Source organism: Variovorax boronicumulans NBRC 103145, assembly GCF_001591345.1.
In the GTDB taxonomy this organism is placed as follows: domain Bacteria; phylum Pseudomonadota; class Gammaproteobacteria; order Burkholderiales; family Burkholderiaceae_C; genus Variovorax; species Variovorax boronicumulans.
Window position 1 is genome coordinate 42,576 of record NZ_BCUS01000002.1, and the last position, 24,353, is coordinate 66,928.

Below are 24,353 nucleotides of genomic sequence, written 5' to 3' on the forward strand. Positions count from 1 at the left end.
CGGTCGTCTCCCCAAAATGCCCCCAGATGCCTCTCACCGACACTGCCTGTAAGAACGCGAAATGCCCTGACGGGCGCGCGTATCAACGCTTCACCGACAGTGGCGGGCTGTACCTCGAGGTGACCTCCCCGGGCAGCAAGCTCTGGCGCTGGAAGTACCGCTTCAATGGCAAAGAGAAGCGCCTGGCTGTCGGCATCTATCCTGAAGTGAGCTTGGCGCAGGCTCGGCGCGCTCGCGACGATGCGCGCCTTCTGCTGAAGGGCGGCGCCGACCCGGCCCAGTTCAAAGCCGACGCAAAGCTCAGTGCGCGCGTCAGCGTGGGCAATACCTTCGAGGCGGTGGCCCGGGCCTGGCACGAGCACTGGAAGGCTGGCAAGTCCGAACGCCATGCTGGCTACGTGCTCACCCGGCTCGAGGCCGACGTGTTCCCAGACCTCGGCAAACGGCCGATCGCTTCGATCACCGCGCCGCAGCTACTCGCCGTCGCGAAGAAGATCGAGGCTCGCGGCGCTGTGGACATCGCAAAGCGCGCGTGGCAGACCTGCAGCCAGATCTTCAGGTATGGGATCGCCCACGGCATCGTCGAGCGCAATCCAGCGACCGACGTGAAGCCCTCTGATGCGCTCAAGCCGCGCACCAAGGGGCACTTCGCGCGCATCGAACCCAAGGAACTGCCCGAACTTCTGCGCAAGATTGAGGCGTACCAGGGAACGCCGGTGACTCGTCTGTCGCTGAAGCTCATGGCGTTGACCTTCGTGCGGACTGGTGAGCTGATCGGCGCGCACTGGGATGAGTTCGACATCGAGGCTGCGGAGTGGCGCATCCCCGCTGAGCGGATGAAGATGAAGACGCCTCACATCGTGCCTTTGTCGACGCAGGCAGTGGAGGTTCTCGGTGCCATCCACGAACTGCGCGGCTTGAGCGGTCTCCTTTTTCCTGGCGAGCGCGACCACGATAAGCCCATGTCCAACGGCACCATATTGGGCGCGCTCAAGCGCATGGGCTACGCGGGGCGCATGACGGGGCACGGGTTCCGCGGCATTGCGTCGACGATCCTCCACGAGCAGGGGCACCGTCACGACATCATCGAACTGCAGCTCGCGCACCAGGAGCGCGACGAGGTGAGTGCGGCCTACAACTTTGCGACGTATCTGCCGCAGCGTCGAAAGATGATGCAAGAGTGGGCCGATCACCTGGATCAGCTGCGCCGCGGCGCGAAAGTCCTGGCGTTCAAGGCTGCATAGTGACCCATGGAGTCTCAAAGCCGCTGAGCGTCAGGGCCACCCAATGAAATGGAATGGAATGGAGCCTGACTCCAAGACTTCTACTGCTTTACCCTGAGCAAGATGTTGCTGCCAGATTTGACGACCAGATAGGGATGCTCATACGTGACCACGGGGTCTTCCTTGATCTCTCTCGACGTCCCTAGATTCGCCATCGCGATCAAGTCACACACGGCGCCACCACTGGCACAGGAATAGAACCAGCCGTCAAGTTGACCTATGCCTGAACCCCTCGGCGCATAGAGAGCATAGATCTCCGCATTCCGCCCAGTTGAAAGTTTGACGTTGTAGCGCCTCTCTACATGCGAGGAATAGATCTTGTCGATCCAAGTGCCTGCCTCCTTGAGGCTGCCAACACGTACGGGCGCATCCTGAGCTGCGGCACAGAAGGACATCAGCACAAGCGAGATCACCGCTAGTTTGGCAAACATACAACTCCACATTGTGTTGGATAGGTTGATGGTGGTACCGGTGAGCCGCCAAGTGACTTTGCGGGCCGGCTTCCCTGCTTGTCAGACCAAGTGCCATCTGCATCCTGACGATACCAATGGTAGTCACCGCGACCTTGAGAAATACTGGTCGGTCGAATGAAGAGTTGTGCGCCGTGGTACCCAGCGGGGCAGGACTGATCTGCTCGCGGAGCGACACCTCCATCCCGACGCACTGCATCAAGCGTATCGCCGCAGTTGGGGTTGAAACCTGAGATGCCTGCACCAGATGGCTCGCCAGGATCAGTGCCACCGACCCCTCGCAGCGGACCACCCGATCTCATGCCGGGTCTGTTGAGCGCATAGGCATAGCAGTTGTTCTGCCACCGCCAAGCCTCGCTGTCGTTGTACCTGGGGTCGAACATCGGCGCAGAGCGGTTGCTGCTCGGGCCCCACTGGCCATCGCCCCAGCGATCAAGCCCAAACGGATCAACAAATCTTAGTGAATTTGCGTCGACGTAGCCAAACCGATTCCATCCGCCATCTAGTCCAATCGGATCTGGCTGGCTGTATCGCCCAGTCCTACTGTCATAGCTTCGGAAGTAGTTGTAAAACAACCCCGACTCCTCATCGGCATACTGCCCCGGATACCTCAGGTTGAACTTCACCTCCGACACGCCCGTGGTGCCCGGATTCGGCGTCACGTTCAAGTCGGCAAACCGGTTCCTCGCCGTCGTCGGCTTGTCTTCCCCGAACGCGCTGTAGCTCCACTGCCAGGCCGCTTGCCCGCTCACATCGGTGAGCTTGCGCGGCGTGTTCAGGTGGTCGCTGTGCACCGCGTAGGTGGCGCCGTTGATCACTGCCGCGATCGGCATCGGGCCGTTGGCCGTCGGCAGGTAGATGTACTGCGCCTGCCCGCCGCTGTTGGTGCCGCCGCTGCCCACTTCGGCGATCAGCGTGCCTTGCTCGTCGTAGACATAGGTGTAGCCCTGCTGCTCGGCCTGGTTCGTCGCGGGGCTCCACAGCCGGGTGAAGAAGGCGACCAGGCTTTGCATGAAGCCCGGATCGGCCTCGTCGCCCTGGCTCGGTGGGTACAGCGGCTCGGTCTTGAACACGCGCTGGCCCAGCGCGTTGTGCGCGTAACGCGTGGTGGGGCTGATGTCGGTGGCGCCGGTGGTGGCGGCAGCCAGCCGGCCCTCGGCGTCGTAGGCGTAGCTGCGCAGGCCGTCGGTCACGAGGTCGCCGTTGGCGTTGTAGCCATAGGTGACGCTGGTGTTGCTCGCGCCGTTGATGGTTTGCGCAAAGCCCGTCAGACGATTGCTTGCGGCGCCCACGGTGTAGGTGCGCTGGGTACTCTGGCCGCCGAGCACGCGTGTGCTGCTCGCGCGGTTGCCGTTGTTGTCGTAGGTGAACGCAGAGGTATTGCCCGGCGCATCGAACTGACGCAAACGTCCTGGAGCACTAAAGACCGTTGTCCAAGTGACGTTGCTACTTACGATGGTGCTGTGCGTCGGGTCGGCGTCGCCCGGGCGGTAAAGATTCTGCGTGAGGCTGGTGATGCGGCCCGCGGCGTTGTACACGTAGCTGCTGAACTCGGTGCCGGTGAGCCGGCCCGCGGTGTCGTACACGCGGCTGGCGGCCACGGACGCGGGCGGTGCGGTGGCAAAGGCCCATTGCCACGCGGTGGGCTGGCCGAGCGGGTTCCATGCGATGCCGCTGACGAGCGGACTGCCGTTCCAGTTCAGGCCTGCGAGGCGGCCGGTGGCGTCGTACAGGTGGGTGAGCATGGCGCCGTTGGGGTAGCCGATGCTGGCCAGCGTGCCGTTGGCGTTGTAGCCGTAGCTCACCTGCTGCACACCACCGTTTGCGAGCGTCTGCTTCTTGAGCGTGACGTGCCCGAAGGCGTCGCGGGTGTACTCGGTGGTGCCGCTGCGGTCGATGACTTCCGAGAGGTAGCCCTTGCTGCTGGCCGTGAGGTCGTAGCGCAGCGTGGTCGTCTTGCCATCGGCGAAGACGAGGCTGGTCGGCCGGCCGAGCAGATCGCGCACGATGGTGGTGGTTTGCCCCATGGCGTCGGTGATCTGGCTGGGCAGGCCGAGGCTGTCGTACTGGGTGCTGGCGCCGCCCGTGTCGGCGCTGGTCTCGGTCGTGGCGTTGCCTTGCGCATCGCGGGTGTAGCCGGTGACCACGCCCTTGAAGTCCTTGGCTTCGGTGACGGCGTCGAGCGCGTTGTACTTGAAGGTGGCGACCAGGTTGATCGGGTCGGTCACTGTAGTGATTCGGCGCAGGTCGTCCAGACCGTACTGAGTGCTTTGATTTAGGCCGTTGGTGGTGCGGGTCAACTCCCCGTTAGCGTCGTAACCGAAGGCGCGGCTCTGATTGGCGCCTTCGGTGGTGGCCGAGAGGCGGTTGATGTTGTTGATCGTGCGCGCCACGCTCCAGGCCACGTTGCCGGCGCTGTCCTTGATCTGCTCAGCGGTGCGGTTGCCCATGCCGTCGAGCGTGTAGCTGCCGCTCTCACCGCGGTTGTTGCTCCAGCCCGTGAGGCGGTGGGCGGCGTCGTAGGTGTAGGTGAGAACGAGGCCGCTGGGCAGCGTCGCCGACTCGACGGTGCCGAAGGGCTTGTAGGTCAGCGTGGTGGTCTGTGCACCAGCAAGGCCCGCGCCGACGGTCTGGGTCAACAGGCGATCACGCAGGTCATATGTGTAGGTGGTGACGAGGCCGTTGGGGGCGGTGGTGCTCGCTACGCGATTGGCGTTGTCGTGCGTGTAAGTGGTGACGTGGCCCAGCGCGTTGGTCGATGTGAGGGCGTTGCCCAGAGTGTCATAGGTGTAGCTCGTGACCGCGCCGTTGGGCTCCGTGGCGGTAGTCACCAGCTGCTGGGCGTTGTAGGCCCACTGCCAGAGCAGGGCCTTGTTCGTGGTGGTGTCGGTGACGGTTCTTGACAGTGTGTTGCCGACGGTGTCGTAGGTGTAGGCAGTGGTGCGGCCAAGTTCGGTGACCAGCACGGGCAGGCTGAACTGGGCATGCCACTGGGTGGTCGTGGTGTGGGTCTGGGGGGTGCCCACAGCCTGAGTCACAGAGGTGGGCAAGCGTCGAGTGGTGTCCCAGGCGGTGTTGCTGACCACGCCCTTGAAGTCGGTCTCGGAGGTAATGAGGCCGTTGGCGCCTTGCACACGAGAAGAAGCATCCGATTCGCCTTCGCCTGAGGGCAGTGAGCCGCTCGCGATGGAAAGTTTGCCGGCGCTGGTAGCGTAGCTGTAGTTGCGTCTGGTGTTCAGGGGGTCGATGACGACGGCTGAGGCCGAGTCCGGGTAGCTGACTTGGTATTTGTTCACACCCCCGGCCAGCTCGGTGCTGATGGCCCGGCCTTTGGCGTCATAGGCGAAGGTGCCCCAGCGGAACCCGGACTCATCGAAGATGCCCGTAAGCGCGTTGGGGAATGAAGCGTTCTCGTAGAGGAAGCTGCGCGCTTTGCCGTCGGGATATGTGACGGTCGCGAGGCGGTCAGAAGCATCGAAGCCGTAGGCGATAACGCGGCCATCGGGGGTGGTAACGTTGGCGAGCTGGCCAGCGCTGTTGTATGCGAAGGTGAGCGTTCGGCCGAAGCCGTTGCTGACGGCGACTAGGCGGCCGGAGCTGCTGTAGGCGTAGGTGTACGAGAAGCCGGGACGTGCCACGCGAGTCTGCAGCTTGCCGGAGCCATCGAAGGTGAAGACGGTGTCATCGTCTGAGCGGTGCCAAACCCAGGCGCTACCGGATTGGGTCAGGGTGTCGGCACTGTTGATTGCGGTCCAAGCGGCAGAGCTGGATGCCTGAATGAAGGTGCGCAGATACCCTTCTGGGCTAGTGATGGCAACAGCAGCTGGGATGGCGGGGGATGCGTTGGAAGACGACGGAGAAAACGCAAAGCGCCAGTCCTCGGAATGGGTCCAGGCAGAGCCTAGGCCGGCAGAGGTGCGGGAGGTGTCTCGGCCCCAAGTGCTGCGGTACACGCGGCCCAAAGATAGAGGGGCGGGGCCGAAATCCGACCAGTCGAGCTGAGACTCGAACTTCTCGTTTGTCGCAGGAGCGATGGGATTTCCGACCAGTGCGCCCCCAGGGGCCTTGCATTGCCCTCCGAAAGCTGGCTCTGGTGTGGCTAGCTCGCAGGCTGTCTGGGTCGCATTGTCTTGATAGCCGTTTGCACACTTGCATTGACCGACATAGGCTTCGGTGCTGTTCACAGGGCATGTGCCAAGAACGCGCAGAATTTCGTAAGAGGCCACTTGCCAGAAGTTGCCTTTGGTGTCGTAACGATCGTAGGCGCACCTTTCTCCGCCGTTAGTTAATCGTGGATTGCGTCCAGTAATCCCGTTTCCGACCTCGTTCTGAAACGCGACGTCATCTTCACAGGCTGCTTGCCGCGTGGGCATCGTCCGCGTGGATGGGCTAACGTCCTCAGCCCTGTACACATAGGGGCTGAAAATAAGAGCGTTAGCTTGGCCATGATTGCCAATCAATAGCAGTCCTACGGCCACGAAGCGAAGAAGCAAGCTGCAACGCCCCAAAGTTCTCCGCAAGCAGAGAAGATTGCATCGGACGATCTCCAGCGACGCGTTTTCTTTTCCACCCTCACTCGTCGATACAAGCGCTGCATTGCGCAGCCATGACATTGCTACCGCCATCAAGCCACCTCATTTCAGCGGTTCTCTGACCGCGGTGTGGCATGGTAACAAGTTGATGCATGTCGATTGACGGCCTCTGCACTTCAGCAACTGGCACGCGATTGACGCTGAAACTCGTAGCCCGCAGGGCTCCACGGGCCTGATGGTGAGCGAGGTCAAAATGGGTTCCCCAACTACCGGAGGCGGAAATGGATGAAGTCAAGGCGGAGCACAGCGGCAACTTCAAGATCACCGGGTATGGCCAGGCTGCCCCGGGAGGGCGGTACATAGCCACCTTCGTGATCACCGAAGCACATGCCACAGGCGAAGTCGAACTGAAGAAGTCGACGGGCGAGACCTTCGCCCGTGAGATGGACGCAGCCGAGGCAGCCATCGTCGCCGGGAGGAAATGGCTCGAGGAACATCGCCCGGTCAACAGCTGGGAATCCAAGAAGTAGCGGATGGTCAAGCCGACCCGCACCGCCGCTCAGCTGAAGCAGATGCTGCTCATGCGTATCGAGGCTTTGCCGGGCCTTCGAGGCCAGCAGACCGATGTGCACCGTGGTGGTGTGATCGGCATACCGCCTGAAGAAGATGGCCCCAACTGGACCGTTCGCGTCGTCAGCGATCGCGGCGCGCACCGCGCCGACATTGCGCAGATTATCCGGACGCTGCAGACGCAATTTGACTTGGAGGAGTAGATTCCAATGGCTGAAGGTCTCGATATACCTGCATGGGTTCAAGCTGTCGGTTCGGTTTTGGCCATCGGTGCAGCAGTTCGGATTTCGCGAGCTGAGGACAGAAGACGCCTCAGAGAGGCGGTAGCAGCCGCGGAAGTAACTGGTGCGCTCGTCCGATCCAGATTGCTAGACCTGCGCGCTGCTCTCGCAAAGGTCAGGCAGGAATACACAGGCATCGCTCGGTCCCACGATGGAATCTTGAAGTTCGTCGCTGCGGCCAACGTCGTGATGGCGACGCCGGTTCCTTCGGAAGAGCAGTTGATTCGGTTGACTGCTTCTCCGATCACTGGGGCGGCCGAACTTGCTGAGTTGGTTTCCAGGCTGGAGCGAGTGCGAACCCTTTTGCCCACTATCGATTGGTCGAGCGATATGCGCGGTGACTCCGGCCCAGGTCCTTCCGCAACTTCCGGACTCATGGAGGACCTCAGTCAGATCGAGAAGCTGGCAATAGAAGCTCATGCGACCCTGATGAGATTCAGCGATTCGTGCCAAATTTCCCGCGAACTGCGGACCGAGGTGCGACGGGATTTGAGTTGGCGGCGGCATCCGGTGAGAGCAGCCAAACGCGCCTGGAGTCGGGTGTGGCCCTGATGTGAGCTCAAATAGAAGGCCTTGATGCCTTCGATCACGCGGCGGCTCCCATAGATTTGCGCCTCGTGCGCGAAATTCGCACTGATCAGTGTGCACGCCGTTGGCGAGTGCGTCCCAACCAATCCGGCGGAACTAAGGAGCTGTCGAATGCCAAAAGCTAAGGGCAACGAGATCGAACTGTTCGCCGCGGCTCTGCTGCGCTCCGTTGAGGAGATGAAGCGTGCCGAGCAGGCGGTGATGCACACGCCCGCGAAGATCGCAGGCAGGAAGGCGGAAGCTCTCGGTACAAGCGAATCGGGCTACCGATGGGTCAAGCTGAAGAAGCACTGTGAATCCACCGGTGACACGCTGGATGCCGTGCACGCCAGGCGCCGAAAGCGCATTTGGATCGACGGCGTGCAGTGCCGTATTGGCCCGGACGGCAACCTCTACGTCAACCCAGAGGCATATAACAGGTGGATAGAGGCCGGTACCCCTGGAGCGCCAGAAGATCGACGACGTGAGTTTGAGCAATGACGCTCGTCATGTTCTTGACCGATCAGGAACTGGAGCGTCTGACCGGCTACAAGATCAAGTCGAGGCAGATCGCGTGGCTGCGCAGTCAAGGCATCCCCTTCCGGGTGAGTGGGACTGGGCACCCCGTTGTGACACGCGTGGCGATCGAGGGGCCGTCGATTAGTCTGCCGGCCGCAAGTCCTGCGCCCATCCCATGGGTACCCGCCGTGCTGCAAAGGGAGCGCGCCTTGCCGCCCGCGCCAGTGAGTGTTGCGCCTCGCCGCGCCCTCGCAGTCAATCCGTCGACCTGCGTGCCACCGACGTGCGAGAAGTTGGCCAGCCTCGAGCCTCCGCACCAACATCCCGCCGGCGCACTGTTGCGCGTGAAGGACATCTGCGGCGATCGCAAGAACGGACAGCCTGGTTTGCTGCCGATCGTGAGCCGCACGTGGCTCAAGTGGGTCGAACAAGGCAGAGTGCCCCAGGGCATCCTGCTCGGAACGCACACCCGGGTGTGGCCGGTCGAGCAGGTGCTCGCCGTGCGCGAAGGACTTCCGGTAGGAGGGGCGGCGCCCGATGAGCAGCACATCAAGCGATGACTCAAGCCGGGTGACTATCACGCCGGTCCGCGACATATTCGTCGAGACTGAAAGGAGCACCAGACATGCAGGGAGAGGACTCGGCTGGAGATGCCGCATCGCCCAACGGGGAAACCAACGGATGCCTGCTCAGATTCGGGCCGAGAGAAGACACAGCGCAGCGTCGTGCAGATCTCGCAGCCTACTGCTATCTATCGACCTCCAACGAACTCCATGCCATGCCGAAGGCTACGCCAGCGGAGGCGAGGAGTAGCAGGGTCAACAATCTTCGCGCGGCATTGCTGGACTTCTTGAATGAGGCCGGCAGAGCACATGAACCTGTCTGCATTGATCAAGAGTTCGCTCAGGAACTGCATCGGGAGATGCAGCAGCACTTCTCCGGCGGGACGTTCGGGATGCTGCTCAGCCGCCCGCAGCGCACTGAAGCTCATCGACCCAAGGAGAACTACCTGCAGAGGCGTGTCAAGTTGAACGCTCTCGTGTACCTGCATGGCGCAGAAATGGGAGTGGTGAATACATCCAGTCCCATGAAGGATGTTCGCCTAGCGTGTGGTTTGAGAAGCGAAGGGACCGTCCGAGGTTGGAAGGCAGACAAGGAACTGATGGCGGAAGCGCGTGAGCTTGCCATCGTCGTCATCGTCGAGCATGCCGAGCAGCCGCGGGCCACACTCGAAACGGCTTTTGTCCGGGTGCTCGAGCACGCCGGGCTCGTTTACCGGAAGCATGTCCTCGACTCGGGGCTGGTGGGGGGGCTTGCCCGCAAGAAAGCTGGCACTTAATCGCGGTTGATCAAGAGACGAGCCGTTGCCAGACTCCAGGCAAATCGAAGGAGTTTACAAGGTGACCATTCATCAAAAATCCGGCGAGCTAGTAGGCCATCCAGCAGCGCTTCTGCGGTGTTCGTCCGTGACGGCGCTCACCGGCCTTAGTCGGAGCACCCTCTACGCAAAGATCGCCGTCGGAACATTCCCGGAGCCGGTCAGGCTCGGACCGCGCTGTAGTCGATGGCGTGTAAGGGACGTGGCTGCCTGGTTGGACGCACTCGAGCCCGGGCGTCGGCCTACTTAGACTTGCGAGCCGTGTGCGGTCTGATTCTCAGACCTCTCGCAAACCTGTGCGTCGGCATTGACGGATCTCAGCCCCCGTTTGCGATTCGACAGATTTGATCCGCCACGTGGAGTGCCCACATACCCCACTTCAATGCCCATGTCGACGAGCTGGGCCGTCCGGCTCGCGCTGAAATATCGCGCTTTGCACAAGTGGTCACATGGTTGAAGGGAAGAACAAGGGCTCGATCAGGCCCAGATCGGCTGCAGGTACTGCAGATGGCTGACTTTTCAGTCGGGCCGAATAAAAACAGAATGTCAGGCTCAATCAAGATCCGACGAAGGAGCTAGTCTTGACTCGTGTGACGAACCATTGGTCCGCCGAAGAAAAAGCTTTGCTGATGGACATGTCTGGACAACTGAGATCGGAGGATGTTGCTCATCTGTTAGGACGAACCAAAGCATCTGTGCGTTCCATGCACAACTCGCTAGCACGTCAGGCACCGGGCCATGAAGCGCCACGCAGGTGGACTGCCGAGGAACGAGATTTTCTGGCGATGAACCACCTGGTCCTTACGAATCGACAGATTGCGAATAGGCTAGATCGGACAAGGGCGGCGGTGCGAACGATGATCGTAAAGCTGCGCTTGGTCGATCCATCTGATCTTCCTCGACGGTGGACGGAGGCCGAAGACACGTATCTGCTTTGGGCTTGGCAGACGGATGCGGTGAGCGATATTGTTGAAGCGTTGGGGCGCACAGCTGAGGCTGTGTATTACCGCATGGGGGTGGTACATCAAATCCCACGCCCCCTGAGCTACTACGCTATCAGCGGACAAGCCTATCGGCTCTACTCCCCAGAATTTCGCGAGTTGATAGCCCTTAGAAAAAGGTTGAAGAAAGGACTTCTCGATGCGGAATATCGACGATCTACGCGCGCTACTCTTCGTGGAGTTGGAGGCATTGGAGGGAAATCCAACTGATGCTGATGTCGACCGTATCAGGCTCAAATGCGCTCTGGCAGACCGCGTGATTGACATCACGCGGCTAGAGGTTCAACTGGCGGCCGTGATGAAAGGCTCGCTCGATGTCCCCTTTATCGAAGCTCAAGCTCCCGAGCGTACGAGCAGCAGTAAGCCACCTTCGCGTTTTCCGACGGAAAGAGAGCCGATTGCGAATGCTCCAGAGCTAACCGCACTGGAGCGGGCCGCGAAGGTGCTTGCGAGTGGTCCAAAGACAGATCATCGTTGGCGTACCCCTCTGAGGCGAGACCGATAGTTAAGTCTGCTGCTCATCGTTCGCCGCATGATGGCTGAAATCGGCTGGGCAAGGTGGGGGGCTCGACAGCGTCCTGTCGGCCCGCGTACCCTTGTCTAGCCGCTTGAGCATGGGTTCACTGTGCGTGACGCTACATGGCCTGCTTGGCCAAGCTCCATTAGTCCGGAACACGCCGGCGCGCGAGACCTCTGAACTCCACCGGTCGGGCATCTTCCCTGTCCCCATCAAGCTAGGGGCGCGCTGCAGTCGGCGCCCTGCAGGAGAGGTTCTTGCATGGCTGGATGCGACACGACTCGTAGAGCGTCGCTTGGTCGGTCGACCTCCTGCTGTGGCACGTTGAATGCGTCCCGTCGCATCTTGTTCAGAACTCGATGAGGTCTAGCGAGGATGTTTTTTGAATACATGGCCCAAAAAACAATTTCTGACAAGGTGGTGTTTGTACGCATAAGAAATTGATTGATAGGCCATCAAATCAAATTCAAAATAAGGCCATGTCACCTAGCGAACTCATCGGACGCGGGGGGGCGGGCAGAGGTCAAGGGCGCAAGCCGATCTCCGACGACGCCAGACCCTACAAGCTACTTCTCCCAGCGGAATTGCGCGCCAAGCTGGACGATCTCGGTGGGGCGGAGTGGCTCCGCTCTCAGTTGTCCCTTGCTGCCTACCTTGATGAAATTAATCTGGAAAACGCCATGAACCTTGCGGCTCGGTACATCAACGCAATGCGACAGCTTCCGCAGTACTTTTCCAATCTGGACTACCGCGGCCCGTTGACTCACGTAATGACGGGGGTGCGTGTATTGCCCGCTGGCGACCTTACCGACCCCGAGGACGATAGCGGTATTTTGGAAGTGATTTATCCGGGGGGGCATCGGATCGAGGTTAACGGCCACGCGCTGTACCAGATGGCCTTGGCCGAGGGAGTGCGATGGGAGATCGACAGCAATATAGATGACATTCCGCTGCGAAAACGGGATGTCTATCAAGCGCGTATTGCTGATCTAGATGAGCACTTGCGACGCAAGCATGGGCTGATTTGAGATCGACAGAATAGACCTCGCTAGTCAGCCGAGGAGCATGCTGACTAAAAAGCGAACGACCGTAGGGGGTAGGAGCCCTACAGCCGTTCTAACCAAAACGTGCACAACTTAGAAGGAGATGCACATCATGGCTACCAAGAATGTACAAGGTTCGGAGACTTCTCACCCTTTGGGTGGGATGAGCAACGAACAAATCGCGCTGTTGTGTGAACGAATCGCTACGGACGCCGACACGCTATCTGCGTTCTCCGCGTACGCTGCGCAGCGAGCCGAAGGCGCATCGATCTATGACTTTCACGTCGTGGACAGCTTGGCGGAAAAGATCGGAGCACTTGCCGAGATGATGGTGCCTGGGACGGCACGCGAGAACGTGGTTGGATGGCTGGTCGGAACACATTTCCCGGACGAACCCAGACCTCATTGCCTGTCCATCGCGCCTGCCGTACGTGATGCCACTGAGACTGTAGATTCTTCCGATGAACGGACCCAGGTCGGTTGGGCGGCAGCTTGTCAGATCGACGCGCTGCTGGGGATGCTGGCACGTGAGGAAGGGCAGGATGACTTTGATCTCACCGCGAGGGCTGCCATGGTGCGCATGCGGCAACTGTCGAGCATCACGCTATCGGTATTCGGTGGCGACACTGGCCGGAAGCTCTCGGAAATGAAGGCGGTGCTCAATGGCTGACAGTATCCCCATGCACCTTACATTGGTCGCAGCCAATAACTTCTCACGGCAGCCTCTGGCTGCACCGCGGGCGCGCCCCCGGACATGGCGCAATCGCCCTCCGCTCGAGCGCGAAGAATGGCCTTGGGCCAACGCATACACCGGCACTGCAGAGGCACTGGTCGCCGCTGGGATCTGCCGCATGGAACAGCTTCCCGGCCAGCCCGGAAACCAGAAGACGTCGTGTACCTACTACCAGGGAGTGTCGTCCCGCCGAACGGGCGCTCCGCACGATGAGAACTACATGGGGATCACGGCAGAGGGGAAGCATCGATTTCGAGTAGTGAAGGGCCTTCCGATTGAGGAGCAGGAGCGCCGCTTCTCGGCGCTGCGAGAAGCCGAAAAGGCGAGGGCTCAAGCTCGCAAGGAGGAGGAATATCAAGCGTCTATCGCGCGGCTGGCGCAGCGTAAGCGGGAGAGCACCGCAGCCGTTCTTCGCGATCAACTGCAGGTAGGCGTGGATAGTCTTCGCCGCACGCTGCGTTCTTGTCAGCAGGGCCAGGATCTGTTGCACGACTGGTGTCTGCCGGAGGGGGACTTGCAGCGCGTTCTTCGCCAGGTCGAGATGCTGGACCGCGCGGTGCGAGAGGTAACGCCTATCCGTCACAGCTCGCACTCGGTGGCCCGTCTGTCGCTGGTGCAGTCATGAGGCGGCAAGTCATGCCCATATGCGACGGCATAGGTAGCGGCGATCTTGCCGGGCTACTGGGCATCCTCCGCGCGGTCGATGTTGTGCTCGATGGCAATCAGTCCGAGTTGCGCGGTGCTGTCGAGACATTGGTTTTCTGACAAGCCGCGGATCTCAAATAGTCGCCCGATCGTCGCGAACGCTACATTTCAAACGCCAGCCCTAGGCTGATCCCCGAAAACCCGCTTCCCTGACGGGCTGGGCTGGCAATCTCTCAGGGGTGCGAGGGGCGCGAATGAAATCGGATAGTCGACAGAAGACGTACGGCGACGCTGGCACAGTGAAGTATCAAGGTGCGCTTGAACGGCCAATTGTTGCGAACGACGTCCGCGGACTGCTGGCCGACGAAGCGCGCATTGCCGAAGCTACCCGTCAGGTCAACCTTATGCTCGAAAAATTGCCGCAGCTCGCTCAAGCACACGGGGTTGAACCCGGCGATTGGTTCGCACTAGTGATGGCAATGGCGAAGGAGCACGTGCCTGGATTTCGGGTAATCGCCAAGGCTGGGCGCGATGAGTTGTGGAGTGATCTCGAGAAAGCTGAGCTGAAGATCGAGGTCGATGCTTACCGAAAGGCTGGGCGAAACCTAAAGCAAGCGATCGAAGCCGTCTTAGCCAACGGCAGGTGGGAGCAAAAACGGCCTACGCACAGCGCACTGGATACGCACTACAAGCGTGCTGACAAGAGCCTGGTGGCAATGGTGCTCGATGCTCGAGCTTTCAGGGCGATCAACGACGAGCGCTAGGTTCTTCAGGGAGAAAGTGTTCCAGGGGTATTTCGCCCCGATTTTTGGCGCGAAGATGAGTGCTTATCAACTTGCCGTGAGGCGTAAGGATAAGCAGTCATGCAACCGAAGACCATTCAACAGTTTCCACCGCTGGAATCTGTTACTCGTCCCACTGTGCCGACAGAGTGGGCGGCTCACTTTCTCGACCGGCAGCCCCAGACGCTCCGAAACTGGGCGATGGGGAAGGGTTCCGGACCCATCCGGCCGCTGAGAATCAACGGCCGACTAGCTTGGCCAGTCAGCGAGCTCAAGCGCGTCCTCGGGGTTTCGCAATGAGGGCCACGCAGCCGATCGAGTCGGCCACCCATCCCGCAGCCCTGCTGCGCTTCTCGACTGTGCAGGCTCTTACAGGGCTGAGTAGGTCCACCATCTACACCCGTATCGGGGCGAAAACTTTCCCACAGCCAATCAAGCTCGGCACCCGCTGCACGAGGTTCAGGGCGGGAGAAATCGCAGCCTGGTTGGAGTCGATCAAGTGAGCACCGTCAATGGCACGCAGCAAAGCTCCAGCCGACCCACGCGGCGGGCACATTCGGCTCTACTGGGCGATCGTGGACAGTCCCGCTTGGCGAGTGCTGACGCATGCGGACGTGCGGGTATATCTCGCATTGCGACGCAAGCTGGGGCGAACCAACAACGGCGACATCAATGCCACGCTGGCGGAGCTCAAGCACGCCGGCATCTCAAGCAGTTCGACGCTTGCGTCAGCGCTGAGACGCCTGGAGTTGCTCGGCTTCATCGAGAAGACCCGGCAGGGCGGTATTGCCAACGGCGGGAAGCTCTGCAGTCTGTATCGCTTCACCGACGAACCGACTTTCGAGATCAAAAAGGCGGGGGTGTCAGCTGGCGCGGCGACGAACGAATGGCAGAGTTTCACGTCGATGACGGAGGCTCGTGCGGCGCTTCGATCGGAGGCTCCAAAAATTGCATCGAAGGTTCGACTATCGAATCGGAGCGCTTCGACTATCGAACCGGAGAGGGCGTTTTCCGCTTCGACTATCGAACACGAGGCCGATTCTCCGATTCGATCATCGAAGCGGAAGAAAAAGGCCCCAATCGTCCCGGAACCCGCATGAACACTGGGTTTGCGGCGAATTTCAGCGGTCGATCGGAAAAAAGCGCTCCGCTTCGACTATCGAACACCATTGCATGTTGCCAGGGTAAGCGTTGCATGACTGCCTTCCCGGCCACCAAGGAAGGGTCTCAAGCATGACGACCACCTACACCATCCCCGGGCTCGACATCGAGATCCAAGGAACGCATGCGGAAGGGCGCGCGGTCTTGTTGAAGCAGGAGTTCGGCGGCAACGTGCACCAGGTCGAGCTGCAGGAGTTGCATGTGCGCTGGCTCGCGCAGCAGTTGGGCATCCTGGAAACGTGCAACCTTCAGCGTGCATTGGGGCGGTCACTTGAGATGGCAAGCAAGCTGTGTCGCCTCCTGCAGATCACGAACGATCTCGGGCACGAAGACCTCGACATCGAGTTGGCCCACGCGGTTGAGTTGGTGGACTTCCTCGAGTTCATCTGCGACGGCTTCCGAGACCAGCACGCGCCAGCGTTACAGGAAGTCAACACGGCCGCACTCAAAACCACAAGCGAGACCGGCGAGCTCTTCGCCGAAGGAGTAAAGCAATGAGCAACATCACCCTCTTCAACTTCGAAGGCGCCGCGGTGCGCGCCATGCAGATTGACGGCGAACCGTACGTTGTGGGTAAGGACGTAGCCGAAGCGCTGGGCTACAGCGACACCACGAACGCTATCAAACAGCATTGCAAGGGGGGGGCAAAACACCACCCCCTTCCGACCGGCGGCGGCGTGCAGGAAATGCGCGTGCTGTCCGAGCCGGATGTGCTGCGGCTGATCGTGAACAGCAAGCTGCCGGCGGCCGTGCGCTTCGAGCGCTGGGTGTTCGAAGATGTGTTACCGAGCATCCGCAAGACCGGCGGCTATTCCGTGAACCTCGCCGATCCTGCTCAGCTGCGCCAGGTGCTGCTCGGCTACACCGAGAAGGTGATCGCCCTAGAGTCGCAGGTGTCCGTCATGGAGCCCAAGGTCGAGGCGCTGAACCGCATAGCGCTGGCCGACGGCTCCATGTGCCTGACGGACGCGGCTAAGCATCTGCAGGTGCAGCCGAAATGGCTCTTCCGCTGGCTTCAGGAACATCAGTGGATCTATCGCCGCGCTGGTGGCTCGGGCTTCATCGGCTATCAGAGCCGCATCCAGGTCGGGTACCTCGAGCACAAGGTTTCGACGGTCGAGCGCTCTGACGGCAGCACGAAGGCCACTGAGCAGGTGCGGGTGATGGCCAAGGGGCTGGCAAAGCTGGCCGAGATGCTCAGCTCGAAGGAGGTCGCATGAGCAACAGTCATATCGTCGACGATGACGCGCTCATCGCCGAGCTGCCTGACCTGCGCATCGAGGTGAGCCACAGCGAAGACATGGTCATTCTGGAACAGTGCGGCAGCAGCGGAAACGAGGCCGACCGGATCGCGATCCATCGCTGGCAGGTCCGCATGCTAGCCGAGCAGTTCGGATTGCTACCGGCTCGCACGCAGGCTCGAGCGACCGTCGAGACGTTGGCGCGGCGGCTGCTCAAGTTGCGCGAACGCATCGATCACCTCGGAGAACACCTTCACGTGCACGTCGAGGACCAGTACTCCCTTCAGTACGCCATCGCCACGTGCGAGATCGCCGATGAGTTCATCGCAGACCTCGACGTGCTGACCGGTGGCACGGTCACCGCGCCGAAGCGCGCGAGCGAGGTGCCCCAGTGAAGAAGTCCACTCTGCCCTTGAATCTGGCGAAGCTGTGTGCTCAGGTTGCCAACGAACAAACCAGGCGGCAAACCTGGGAGCTTGGGCATGAGCTCAAGCGTGAGTTCGAAAGGAGGATTGCCGATGGCGAGACCGTCGAAGCTGCAGAACGCGAACTGCTCCTGAGGCTCAAGGCGGCCGTGATTGAGCAGATGAAGCGGTGAACCATGGCTAGGCAACCCATTCCGCACAGGCATGTGTGCGCGCGCGCAAGGCCATGGAATTTTAGGACGGCGGGTGTCCTGGAGGCCTCGCCGTGATCGCGGGCCTAAGCGCTGCTGAGCGCATTGAGGCAACCACGGTTTTGCTGGCCGCGTTTGCGGTAGCCGAAGACGTCACCGTCACAGCGGACATGCGCGTCAGCGAAAAGGATGCTGCAGACCTGCTGGGTTACGCGCCAGGGCACCTGAAGAATCTGAGGCAAGAGGGCCGCGGGCCAGTGAGCTATCAGCGAGGTGTCGGCGGTTCGCGTGTCAGTTACCGACTGACTGACCTTTCAGCTTGGATCGAAGCGGGCCGAGAAGGAGCAGGAAATGACATCTAACGGTATGGAGTTCCTATGACCGCACGCCGAGACTTCAAGGCATCAGAACTCAAAAACGGAAGTAGTGTGACGATTGACGAGCAGCTTGGTGTAGTCCATCACTTCGGTGGTGGCGTCTATGCAAAAGAGACGGTGGTGCCTGCGGGCTTTGTCCTGGTGCAGCACAAGCACGAACACGACCACCTATCTGTGCTGGCCTCTGGCACCGTGGAGCTGCTGGTCGACGGGGTGCGAAGCGAGATGACGGGCCCTGCATGCATCACGATCGCTGCGGGCAAGCATCACGGTGTCAAGGCGCTCACCGATGTGGTTTGGTACTGCATTCACGCCACCGACTGCACGGACCCCGAGCAGGCCGACAAGGTGCTGATCGTGCCTTCGGATGAAGACATGGACGCCATCGCGCGCAGCATGCTGTGAGCCCGATCAAGCTACTCCACCGCGGCCTGAACGTCGAGCCGATGCGCGCGGCGCTCGCGGCGCATCCCGACCTCTGGCACCAGAACAAGGCACGCACGTCGCCTGAGGATTCGCCGCATCACGGCCTCTCCGACATCTGGGCGCGCTTCGCTGATCCGGCCACGATGCGGCCGGACGGCTCGCATGAAAGCGTCTGGTATCAGCCGGCAGACGTGCTGCCCGTGCGCGACCTGGTGTTTCCGCTCATGGCCGCCGTGCGCGGGGAACGCCTGGGCGGCGTTCTCATCACGCGCATCAGGCCCGGCCAGACGTGCAAGCCGCACACCGACCCTGGCTGGCACGCGCGCTATTACGAGAAGTTCGCGGTGCAGATCGCGTCTGCTCCCGAGCAAGCATTCCATTTCGAGGGCCACACGCTGGTGACGGCGCCTGGCGACGTCTTCTGGTTCGACAACTCGCACACCCACTGGGTGACCAACGAGAGCGACACCGACCGAATCACCATGATCGTCTGTATCAAGACGGAAAGGAACTGATATGCCATGGGGTGCAGCAGTTGGAGCGGGCATTGGCCTTTTGGGTGATGCCATGAAAAGCGACAAGAACGGCGGGGCCGGGTCGCAATCGCAAAGCAAAGAGCCGTGGGCGCCCGCGCAGCCGTGGCTGATGCAGAACCTGATGCAGGGCCAGCTCCTGCAGAACCAGTACACGGCGCAGCCGTTCAGCCCGCGGCAACAGGCCGCCTACGACAACAGCTACGCGCAGAGCGACTACATGCGCGACCTGGTCCCGAGCCTGCTGGGTCAGATGCAAGAGCAACCGGTGGGCTTCGATCCCGCGAACCCTCTGGCGCGCTCGAAGGCATGGGACTGGAACGCGCTCGCGGGCACCGGCAACGGGCTCGGCCAGCGCTCACTGCGTGACGTTGCAGATTCCGCTCCCGTGAAAAAGGAGCAGTCGCTGGGCGACTTCATCCAGCAAAACGGCATCGTCAGCGGCATGAACATGACGGGCACGAGCGACACGGGCCTGATGGGCAACGGCGGCTTCGGCGCCTTCCGCTACGGCATGCCGGCGCCCAAGGCTGGCACGCAGGCCTACCGTGACATGACCGAGTATTTCAACTACGGCGGCTCGGACCCGAACAACTACTACGGGCGCGCGGCCAGCAACCCCTACGTCGATCCGAACGCGAACCCGAACGCCTGGATGTGGACCAGCGGATTGGCAGGCGGGGCGCCCGGCGAAGCCGAAGGCCCCAGCTCTGGCGCACCTGGCGGCGCGGCGAGTTCCGGCCCCGGCGGCACTTTCTAAGGAGGCACCATGGGCGGCTATTTCGCCATCCAGCCTTCTGCAGAGTCCGCGCAGGAGCAGCACGCCCCGGCATTCCACAGCGAGTGGAGCGATCCCATCGGTGGCCTTGTACCTGCGGACCCACGTCGTCACGACGCCTTTGTCGCCTACGCCAAGCTCGTAGCCGGCGTCCTCAGGCCGCACCTTCTGCCGTTCCTCGCCGGGGGCCGGGCGCGGGTATTGATCGGGCCGGAGATGTTCAGCTTCGACCTACCCGCAGCGCGCGGTACTTGGATCAGTGTGCCGGAGATCGCGGCATGCCTGCAACTTCTTCCTTGGGCAGAGCCCGATGAAGCTATTCACTGAGGAACCTATGAGTCTTCTCGACTTTCTGAACACGCCTGACGCCCAGCTCGGGCTCGGCCTTCTCGCTGCCGGTGGCCCGTCCGCTACGCCCATGAGCTTTGGTCAGCGCATTGCACAGGGTGTCCAGTACGCTCAATCGAGCAAAGATGCCGATCTGCGGCGTCAATACGTGCGCTCGCAGATCGACGAAAACACTGCGCAAATCGCCGCCCGCAACCTACAGGCGCAGCGCGACCAGGCAATCAACGCCCTAGTGACGGGCCGCTTGGCTGGTCAAGGCGCAGACGCACCAGCCGCGGTGCCGTCTGTCGGGACGGGGACGAAAGCGCCCAGCGCCGCGGCGGCCCTGCCTGGCGGGCCTCTTGGTAGTGCGCGTCCGAACGTCGGGTCTAGCGGCTCGTTTCCCTTCTCGCTTGACGACATCACCGCGCTCCAAGGGTATGGATACAAGGGTGCCGATGGCTTGTTCAACATGTACAAGTACGCCACTGATGGCGTGAAGCGCGAGGCCGGAAACTACTATCAAGATCCTCGGTCTGGCGAGATCCGGTACATGCCAAAAATAGGCGAAGGGCAGACCATTGGTCCGAATGGAGAAGTCGCGACTGCGAGGGGATACGCCGCGTCAAACGCGAACATCAAGGGCCTCGAGACGCAGGCAAGTGAGGCGGCCAAGTATCCCTTCACAGTGGGGGCGGATCGATCGAGGCAACTGACCCAAGCGGCGCTTGACCCTCAGGCCTATATCGGCGAGGACAACAACACGTATAGCGGCACGCGCTTGCAGGGTGTACTCGCCTCCGGCGGCGGTCCTCTCATCGGCTTGCTGCCGCAAGCAGGTCCCGGCGTTGGCCCTACTGCCGGCGCGGCGCCCTTGATCGGGCGCGAACTGGGCGGCAGCGCAGGCACCCCGCGACCGTTCATGACCGGTCGCAACCCGGTGACCCAGCAATCCGGTATTGCGCTCAACGACAACTGGATCAAGAACGCCTATCAGCCCGCGCTCGATGCAGGAAACGCTGCATCCGACGCTCTGACGAACATTGAGGCGCTACGCACCATTGACCTGAGAACTGGATGGGGCGCGGACGCGAAGGCGACCGCGGCCAACGTGCTGGCCGGACTGGGCATCGCGCCGAAGAGCGCCGAGATGTTTGCCGCCAACGCGCAGAAGTTCCAGTCGGTGGCTATGGACCGGTTGATGAAGAAGCAGGTCGAGCAGAAGGGGACCGCGACGGAAGGTGATGCGAAGCGCATCAGTCAGACCTACGTTTCGCTGCAGAACACGCCGTCGGCGAACGACTTCATTCTGGATCTTGCTCAGGCCCAAGCCAACCAAGATCAGCGCCGCGCGCAGTACTACGAAGCGGCTCTGCCGCTGGCGCAGAAGGCCGGCGACCTGACGCGCGTGGATCGCGAGTGGCGAAAGATCAAGGGTTCGATCTGGGCCGATCCGGCCCTGCAGCGCTGGAGTCGGTGATGGAACTGTTCAACCTGCTCGAGTCGCAGTACGGCCTGCCGGCGGGCTTGCTAGACAGTGTCTGGTCGGCCGAGTCCGGACGCGGGCGCAACATGCGCTCCCCGAAGGGCGCAGAGGGGCACTTCCAGTTCATGCCGGCGACCGCGCAGCAGTACGGCGTGGCCGACCCTAGCGACCTGGGGCAATCCGCCGCCGGCGCCGCGCGCATGTACGCGGATCTTCTCAAGCAGTACGGCGGCGATCTGCCACGCGCGCTGGCCGGCTACAACTGGGGCCAAGGAAACATGGCTCGCAAGGGATTCGAAGCCGCCCCGGCTGAGACCCGCAACTACATCGCGAAGGTGACGAACGCCATGGGACAACCGCAAGCACGCGCGCCGCAGCAGGATGCGCCTTCCGATGACTGGGCCACGCTGAACGCGCAGTTCGCTCCGGGATCCACGCGGAGTACGCAGGAGTCCGATCCCTGGGCCGAGCTCGGCGCGAAGTTCGCGCAACCTGTGCCGACAGATGCACCTCGCGCCCGTGCAGCCCGCTCTGAAGTTGGAGCGACGACCGCGGCGCCGTCCACCAGCTTTGGCCGCCGCGCGCAGACAGCAGCGCTCCCGCTCGTGGGGCCGACGCTGGCCGCGTTGGACATCAACCCGGACATGCCTGCAATTGCGAAAGGCATTGCTTCCGGCTTCGCAGACCTGGGGAACACGATCATCAACCGTGGCACCAAGGTCGGCGCCGACATATGGGCGGGTATCGACGACCCGTACGGCTTGATGGATCCGAGACTCAAGCGGCCTGCGGCCAATTTGACCAACCTCGTGACGGGCGAGAAGCCGATGAGCCAGGCCGAGCGTGAGAACGCTGTGCGCGCGGCGTCGCTGGAGGACTTCAACCGCGAGAACGCCAGCGCCTGGTTCTCCGGAGGGCGCCTGGCCGGCAATATCGCGGCGACCTTCCCTGCGGGCGGCGTCATCGCTGCGCCAGTACGTGCGGCCGCGCCTGTGCTGGCACCATTGGCCGATGCGCTGGCGACGGGCGGCTTTCGCACGGGGCTCGCGCCGGCGACGCTGGCCGGGCGCGTGGGGAATGTAGCGCTGCGCGCCGCAGGTGGCTCAGCAACCGGAGGCGCAACTGCGGGCCTGGTGAATCCGGATGATGCTGCCGTCGGAGCAATGATCGGCGGCGTTCTTCCGCCAGCCCTTCAAGGCGTCAACAAGGCGGGTGATCTCGCTGGCAGGGCCTACCGCGCATTGGCCGTCTCTCCGGCTACCGCCGCAGCCCGAAGTGTTCTCGATGTCGGTGGGTTCACCACGCCGGCACAGATTGCCGAGGTGCAGGCTGCGCTGCGTGCGCAAGGGCCGGCCATCGTGGGAGAAAGCCCGACCGTCTCGCAGATTCTGCAGAACCCGGAGATCTCGCAGCTCGAGCGCACGGTGCGCAATACGCCCGGCGGCGCCCCCGCGCTGATTGCGCGTGACCAGGCGCAGAACGCGGCGCGGCTGAATGTGCTCAACGACGTGGCCTCTGTGGCAGCAGATCTGCCCGCCGCGCGCACAAACTTCGGCAACACGATCGCACCGCGCGCGGCTGACGCACGCAATGCCGCATCGAAAGCGGTGCGTCAGGCCTTCGATGCGGTCGACCCGCTTAACGACACGCAGTTCTATTTGCCGTTGCCCGAGATGGAGGCCGCGAAGGCGAAGTTTCTGGGGCCGGGTACGTTCGGCACCGGTAGCAAGGCTCAGTCAGCGATCGACACCGCTACCGGCATGGGCACAGAGATGCGTCCCCGGACCAGCCTGACGGGCTCAGACACGGTACGAAAGACTGTGCCATTCCAGACCGTTCAGAACCTTCGCAGCTCAATCGGGGAGGCCGCCGAGCAGGCGCGCATGAGAGGCGCGAACAAGGAAGCCGCGGCGCTCGAAAGCATGAAAGCCGACATCGATAACCGGGTCAATCTGGTGGCCGCAGGCAAGGGCGATGCGGCGGAGAACTTCCCCGCCGACATCGTGGCGCAGTGGCGCAAGGCCATCGACCTGCACGCCGACAAGCAGAATCGCTTCGCTCGCGGGCCGCAGGCTGGGATGTTCCGCAAGGGCGGCGACGGCAACTACGCGGTTGAGGGCGGCGAGCTCGCGCCGAAGTTCTTCTCGCCACGGCTGTCGCAGTCGGAAGACATCGAGGCCCTCAAGCGCATGCGGCTTGGCACCCCAGTAATTGACTCACTCAAGAGCTATGCGACCACTGACGCATCGCGGCGCGTGACCGGTGACGGCACGCTGCGGAGCAAAGCATTCAACGACTGGCTGAATGCGCACGGCGGCGCGGTGCGAGGCCTCTTCGACGATGGTGAGCGGGCCCGGCTGACGGGCGTGGGGGTCGACCTGAAGCGCGCATCGGATGCCAGGGACCTGGGTCGCGCCACGGGCTCCAACACATCGCAGAACGTGCAGAACGCGCTGGGTCTCGGAATGCTCGACAGCCGCGCCGTGAACCTTCTGGCCAGTCGCACGCCGTTTGTCGGGAAGTTCACTGGCCCCATGCTCGATGCTTTGCGTGAGTCAGCGAAGCGCGGGAAGGCTGGGCGGCTGGGTGGCCTGTTGTCAGATCCTGCGGAGCTGGATCGCGCTATCGCTGACTACTTGAGTCAGTCGGTCCGTGGTCCTGGACTGCTGGGGCATGACTCGCAGACCGTCCCTTTTCTGCTGCGTTCAAGTCCTCTGTTAGCGAGCGACCGGTCCTGACGCGGTAGAAGAAGCTGACCACGAACACCAGCACGGCAAGACCGATGGCCTTCCAGAGCAGGTACTCAGTGAACAGTGACGAGGTCATCGGCCGATTCTAGATGCCGCTACTGTGTTCTCGCTGTGTGATGCCAGCGCATCCAGTTGGTCCCCGCGCGACTCCTTCCGAGCGGATTCGATCGAAGCCTCAAGTTCTATGGCGAATGTCGTCCAGGGGCAGAAGGCCCCAAGTCGCTGTTGGCGATACCTTCTAGGAGCATGACGCGGAGGCGTCTGCGTTTTCTCTAGATCGGTCATATTCCGTATTTCTGGCTAGCTTCAGAGGAGTGAAATGCGGAAACACAAAGAA

General features: G+C 61.8%; 28 protein-coding genes. 26 read left to right on the plus strand and 2 right to left on the minus strand.

Annotated features, from left to right (window positions below; translation table 11 throughout):
• Positions 1–26: 26 nt before the first annotated feature.
• The gene (locus VBO01S_RS01025) at positions 27–1,244 is read left to right on the plus strand and encodes a tyrosine-type recombinase/integrase (protein ID WP_062469137.1); all 1,218 of its coding nucleotides are present in this window, start codon (positions 27–29) and stop codon (positions 1,242–1,244) included.
• Between the two features lie 80 nt (positions 1,245–1,324).
• Here VBO01S_RS01025 and VBO01S_RS01030 read toward each other — a convergent pair whose 3' ends face one another.
• Positions 1,325–1,714 carry a hypothetical protein gene (locus tag VBO01S_RS01030; protein ID WP_157627238.1) on the minus strand — a complete coding sequence of 130 codons (390 nt, stop codon included), beginning with the start codon at positions 1,712–1,714 and terminating at the stop codon, positions 1,325–1,327.
• Positions 1,699–6,126: an RHS repeat-associated core domain-containing protein gene (locus VBO01S_RS01035; protein WP_169805010.1), complete on the minus strand. Its 4,428-nt coding sequence runs from the start codon at positions 6,124–6,126 to the stop codon at positions 1,699–1,701. Before VBO01S_RS01035 ends, VBO01S_RS01030 begins: the two co-directional genes overlap by 16 nt.
• Positions 6,127–6,566: 440 nt before the next feature.
• Between VBO01S_RS01035 and VBO01S_RS01040 the strand changes: the two genes are divergently transcribed.
• The 25 genes from VBO01S_RS01040 (at position 6,567) to VBO01S_RS01135 (ending at position 24,004) form a co-directional block, all read left to right on the plus strand.
• Positions 6,567–6,815 (plus strand): hypothetical protein, encoded by a 249-nt coding sequence (locus VBO01S_RS01040; RefSeq protein WP_062469145.1) that lies wholly within the window; start codon positions 6,567–6,569, stop codon positions 6,813–6,815.
• 3 nt (positions 6,816–6,818) lie between these two features.
• Positions 6,819–7,058, plus strand: coding sequence for a hypothetical protein (locus tag VBO01S_RS01045; RefSeq protein ID WP_062469148.1), 240 nt, complete (start codon positions 6,819–6,821; stop codon positions 7,056–7,058).
• 6 nt (positions 7,059–7,064) lie between these two features.
• Positions 7,065–7,688, plus strand: coding sequence for a hypothetical protein (locus VBO01S_RS32155; protein ID WP_157627239.1), 624 nt, complete (start codon positions 7,065–7,067; stop codon positions 7,686–7,688).
• A gap of 147 nt (positions 7,689–7,835) precedes the next feature.
• A complete protein-coding gene (gene xisR / locus VBO01S_RS01050) occupies positions 7,836–8,204 on the plus strand; it encodes an excisionase family protein (protein WP_157627240.1) in 369 nt (122 codons plus the stop codon).
• The gene (locus VBO01S_RS01055; RefSeq protein WP_062469151.1) at positions 8,201–8,782 is read left to right on the plus strand and encodes a DUF4224 domain-containing protein; all 582 of its coding nucleotides are present in this window, start codon (positions 8,201–8,203) and stop codon (positions 8,780–8,782) included. The genes xisR and VBO01S_RS01055 overlap by 4 nt, the downstream gene beginning before the upstream one ends.
• A 65-nt stretch (positions 8,783–8,847) precedes the next feature.
• Positions 8,848–9,561, plus strand: a complete 714-nt coding sequence (locus VBO01S_RS01060; protein WP_157627241.1) for a hypothetical protein — start codon at positions 8,848–8,850, stop codon at positions 9,559–9,561.
• 61 nt (positions 9,562–9,622) lie between these two features.
• On the plus strand, positions 9,623–9,850 hold the full coding sequence (locus VBO01S_RS31590) for a helix-turn-helix transcriptional regulator (RefSeq protein WP_082817914.1): 228 nt from the start codon (positions 9,623–9,625) through the stop codon (positions 9,848–9,850).
• 331 nt (positions 9,851–10,181) lie between these two features.
• Positions 10,182–10,811 (plus strand): hypothetical protein, encoded by a 630-nt coding sequence (locus tag VBO01S_RS32160; RefSeq protein WP_157627242.1) that lies wholly within the window; start codon positions 10,182–10,184, stop codon positions 10,809–10,811.
• A gap of 891 nt (positions 10,812–11,702) precedes the next feature.
• The gene (locus VBO01S_RS01065) at positions 11,703–12,146 is read left to right on the plus strand and encodes a hypothetical protein (RefSeq protein WP_157627243.1); all 444 of its coding nucleotides are present in this window, start codon (positions 11,703–11,705) and stop codon (positions 12,144–12,146) included.
• A 127-nt stretch (positions 12,147–12,273) separates the two neighbouring features.
• A complete protein-coding gene (locus tag VBO01S_RS01070; RefSeq protein ID WP_157627244.1) occupies positions 12,274–12,831 on the plus strand; it encodes a hypothetical protein in 558 nt (185 codons plus the stop codon).
• Between the two features lie 181 nt (positions 12,832–13,012).
• Positions 13,013–13,519, plus strand: coding sequence for a hypothetical protein (locus VBO01S_RS01075; RefSeq protein ID WP_062469165.1), 507 nt, complete (start codon positions 13,013–13,015; stop codon positions 13,517–13,519).
• A 319-nt stretch (positions 13,520–13,838) separates the two neighbouring features.
• Positions 13,839–14,303: a hypothetical protein gene (locus VBO01S_RS01080; RefSeq protein WP_157627245.1), complete on the plus strand. Its 465-nt coding sequence runs from the start codon at positions 13,839–13,841 to the stop codon at positions 14,301–14,303.
• Between the two features lie 314 nt (positions 14,304–14,617).
• The gene (locus VBO01S_RS01085) at positions 14,618–14,824 is read left to right on the plus strand and encodes a helix-turn-helix transcriptional regulator (protein WP_062469171.1); all 207 of its coding nucleotides are present in this window, start codon (positions 14,618–14,620) and stop codon (positions 14,822–14,824) included.
• 9 nt (positions 14,825–14,833) lie between these two features.
• Positions 14,834–15,421 (plus strand): hypothetical protein, encoded by a 588-nt coding sequence (locus VBO01S_RS32165; protein WP_157627246.1) that lies wholly within the window; start codon positions 14,834–14,836, stop codon positions 15,419–15,421.
• Between the two features lie 133 nt (positions 15,422–15,554).
• Complete coding sequence (locus VBO01S_RS01090) at positions 15,555–15,980, plus strand: hypothetical protein (RefSeq protein WP_062469174.1); 426 nt, start codon at positions 15,555–15,557, stop codon at positions 15,978–15,980.
• Positions 15,977–16,702, plus strand: coding sequence for a phage antirepressor KilAC domain-containing protein (locus VBO01S_RS01095; RefSeq protein WP_062469176.1), 726 nt, complete (start codon positions 15,977–15,979; stop codon positions 16,700–16,702). Before VBO01S_RS01090 ends, VBO01S_RS01095 begins: the two co-directional genes overlap by 4 nt.
• Positions 16,699–17,118, plus strand: a complete 420-nt coding sequence (locus tag VBO01S_RS01100; protein ID WP_062469179.1) for a hypothetical protein — start codon at positions 16,699–16,701, stop codon at positions 17,116–17,118. The genes VBO01S_RS01095 and VBO01S_RS01100 overlap by 4 nt, the downstream gene beginning before the upstream one ends.
• Positions 17,115–17,321, plus strand: a complete 207-nt coding sequence (locus tag VBO01S_RS01105; protein WP_157627247.1) for a hypothetical protein — start codon at positions 17,115–17,117, stop codon at positions 17,319–17,321. Before VBO01S_RS01100 ends, VBO01S_RS01105 begins: the two co-directional genes overlap by 4 nt.
• Before the next feature lie 92 nt (positions 17,322–17,413).
• Positions 17,414–17,701 carry a helix-turn-helix domain-containing protein gene (locus VBO01S_RS31600; protein ID WP_082817916.1) on the plus strand — a complete coding sequence of 96 codons (288 nt, stop codon included), beginning with the start codon at positions 17,414–17,416 and terminating at the stop codon, positions 17,699–17,701.
• 15 nt (positions 17,702–17,716) lie between these two features.
• Positions 17,717–18,121, plus strand: a complete 405-nt coding sequence (locus VBO01S_RS01110; protein ID WP_157627248.1) for a hypothetical protein — start codon at positions 17,717–17,719, stop codon at positions 18,119–18,121.
• On the plus strand, positions 18,118–18,657 hold the full coding sequence (locus VBO01S_RS01115; RefSeq protein ID WP_062469187.1) for an aspartyl/asparaginyl beta-hydroxylase domain-containing protein: 540 nt from the start codon (positions 18,118–18,120) through the stop codon (positions 18,655–18,657). Before VBO01S_RS01110 ends, VBO01S_RS01115 begins: the two co-directional genes overlap by 4 nt.
• A gap of 1 nt (position 18,658) precedes the next feature.
• Positions 18,659–19,435 carry a hypothetical protein gene (locus VBO01S_RS01120; protein ID WP_169805011.1) on the plus strand — a complete coding sequence of 259 codons (777 nt, stop codon included), beginning with the start codon at positions 18,659–18,661 and terminating at the stop codon, positions 19,433–19,435.
• A gap of 9 nt (positions 19,436–19,444) precedes the next feature.
• A complete protein-coding gene (locus tag VBO01S_RS01125) occupies positions 19,445–19,780 on the plus strand; it encodes a hypothetical protein (protein ID WP_062469192.1) in 336 nt (111 codons plus the stop codon).
• A 7-nt stretch (positions 19,781–19,787) separates the two neighbouring features.
• Positions 19,788–21,260: a hypothetical protein gene (locus VBO01S_RS01130; protein WP_062469194.1), complete on the plus strand. Its 1,473-nt coding sequence runs from the start codon at positions 19,788–19,790 to the stop codon at positions 21,258–21,260.
• On the plus strand, positions 21,260–24,004 hold the full coding sequence (locus VBO01S_RS01135; protein WP_062469197.1) for a lytic transglycosylase domain-containing protein: 2,745 nt from the start codon (positions 21,260–21,262) through the stop codon (positions 24,002–24,004). Before VBO01S_RS01130 ends, VBO01S_RS01135 begins: the two co-directional genes overlap by 1 nt.
• Positions 24,005–24,353: the final 349 nt, after the last annotated feature.

Bases quoted from the DNA above. Each gene is read 5' to 3' on its own strand.
- VBO01S_RS01055 (WP_062469151.1), top strand. From the start codon at position 8,201: ATGACGCTCGTCATGTTCTTGACCGATCAGGAACTGGAGCGTCTGACC.
- VBO01S_RS01110 (WP_157627248.1), top strand. From the start codon at position 17,717: ATGACCGCACGCCGAGACTTCAAGGCATCAGAACTCAAAAACGGAAGT.
- VBO01S_RS01045 (WP_062469148.1), top strand. From the start codon at position 6,819: ATGGTCAAGCCGACCCGCACCGCCGCTCAGCTGAAGCAGATGCTGCTC.
- VBO01S_RS01120 (WP_169805011.1), top strand. From the start codon at position 18,659: ATGCCATGGGGTGCAGCAGTTGGAGCGGGCATTGGCCTTTTGGGTGAT.
- VBO01S_RS01070 (WP_157627244.1), top strand. From the start codon at position 12,274: ATGGCTACCAAGAATGTACAAGGTTCGGAGACTTCTCACCCTTTGGGT.
- VBO01S_RS01075 (WP_062469165.1), top strand. From the start codon at position 13,013: ATGGAACAGCTTCCCGGCCAGCCCGGAAACCAGAAGACGTCGTGTACC.
- xisR (WP_157627240.1), top strand. From the start codon at position 7,836: ATGCCAAAAGCTAAGGGCAACGAGATCGAACTGTTCGCCGCGGCTCTG.
- VBO01S_RS01035 (WP_169805010.1), bottom strand. From the start codon at position 6,126: ATGCCCACGCGGCAAGCAGCCTGTGAAGATGACGTCGCGTTTCAGAAC.
- VBO01S_RS01125 (WP_062469192.1), top strand. From the start codon at position 19,445: ATGGGCGGCTATTTCGCCATCCAGCCTTCTGCAGAGTCCGCGCAGGAG.
- VBO01S_RS32165 (WP_157627246.1), top strand. From the start codon at position 14,834: ATGGCACGCAGCAAAGCTCCAGCCGACCCACGCGGCGGGCACATTCGG.
- VBO01S_RS01030 (WP_157627238.1), bottom strand. From the start codon at position 1,714: ATGTTTGCCAAACTAGCGGTGATCTCGCTTGTGCTGATGTCCTTCTGT.
- VBO01S_RS01100 (WP_062469179.1), top strand. From the start codon at position 16,699: ATGAGCAACAGTCATATCGTCGACGATGACGCGCTCATCGCCGAGCTG.
- VBO01S_RS01025 (WP_062469137.1), top strand. From the start codon at position 27: ATGCCTCTCACCGACACTGCCTGTAAGAACGCGAAATGCCCTGACGGG.
- VBO01S_RS01130 (WP_062469194.1), top strand. From the start codon at position 19,788: ATGAGTCTTCTCGACTTTCTGAACACGCCTGACGCCCAGCTCGGGCTC.
- VBO01S_RS32155 (WP_157627239.1), top strand. From the start codon at position 7,065: ATGGCTGAAGGTCTCGATATACCTGCATGGGTTCAAGCTGTCGGTTCG.
- VBO01S_RS01060 (WP_157627241.1), top strand. From the start codon at position 8,848: ATGCAGGGAGAGGACTCGGCTGGAGATGCCGCATCGCCCAACGGGGAA.
- VBO01S_RS01040 (WP_062469145.1), top strand. From the start codon at position 6,567: ATGGATGAAGTCAAGGCGGAGCACAGCGGCAACTTCAAGATCACCGGG.
- VBO01S_RS01090 (WP_062469174.1), top strand. From the start codon at position 15,555: ATGACGACCACCTACACCATCCCCGGGCTCGACATCGAGATCCAAGGA.
- VBO01S_RS01085 (WP_062469171.1), top strand. From the start codon at position 14,618: ATGAGGGCCACGCAGCCGATCGAGTCGGCCACCCATCCCGCAGCCCTG.
- VBO01S_RS01095 (WP_062469176.1), top strand. From the start codon at position 15,977: ATGAGCAACATCACCCTCTTCAACTTCGAAGGCGCCGCGGTGCGCGCC.
- VBO01S_RS01135 (WP_062469197.1), top strand. From the start codon at position 21,260: ATGGAACTGTTCAACCTGCTCGAGTCGCAGTACGGCCTGCCGGCGGGC.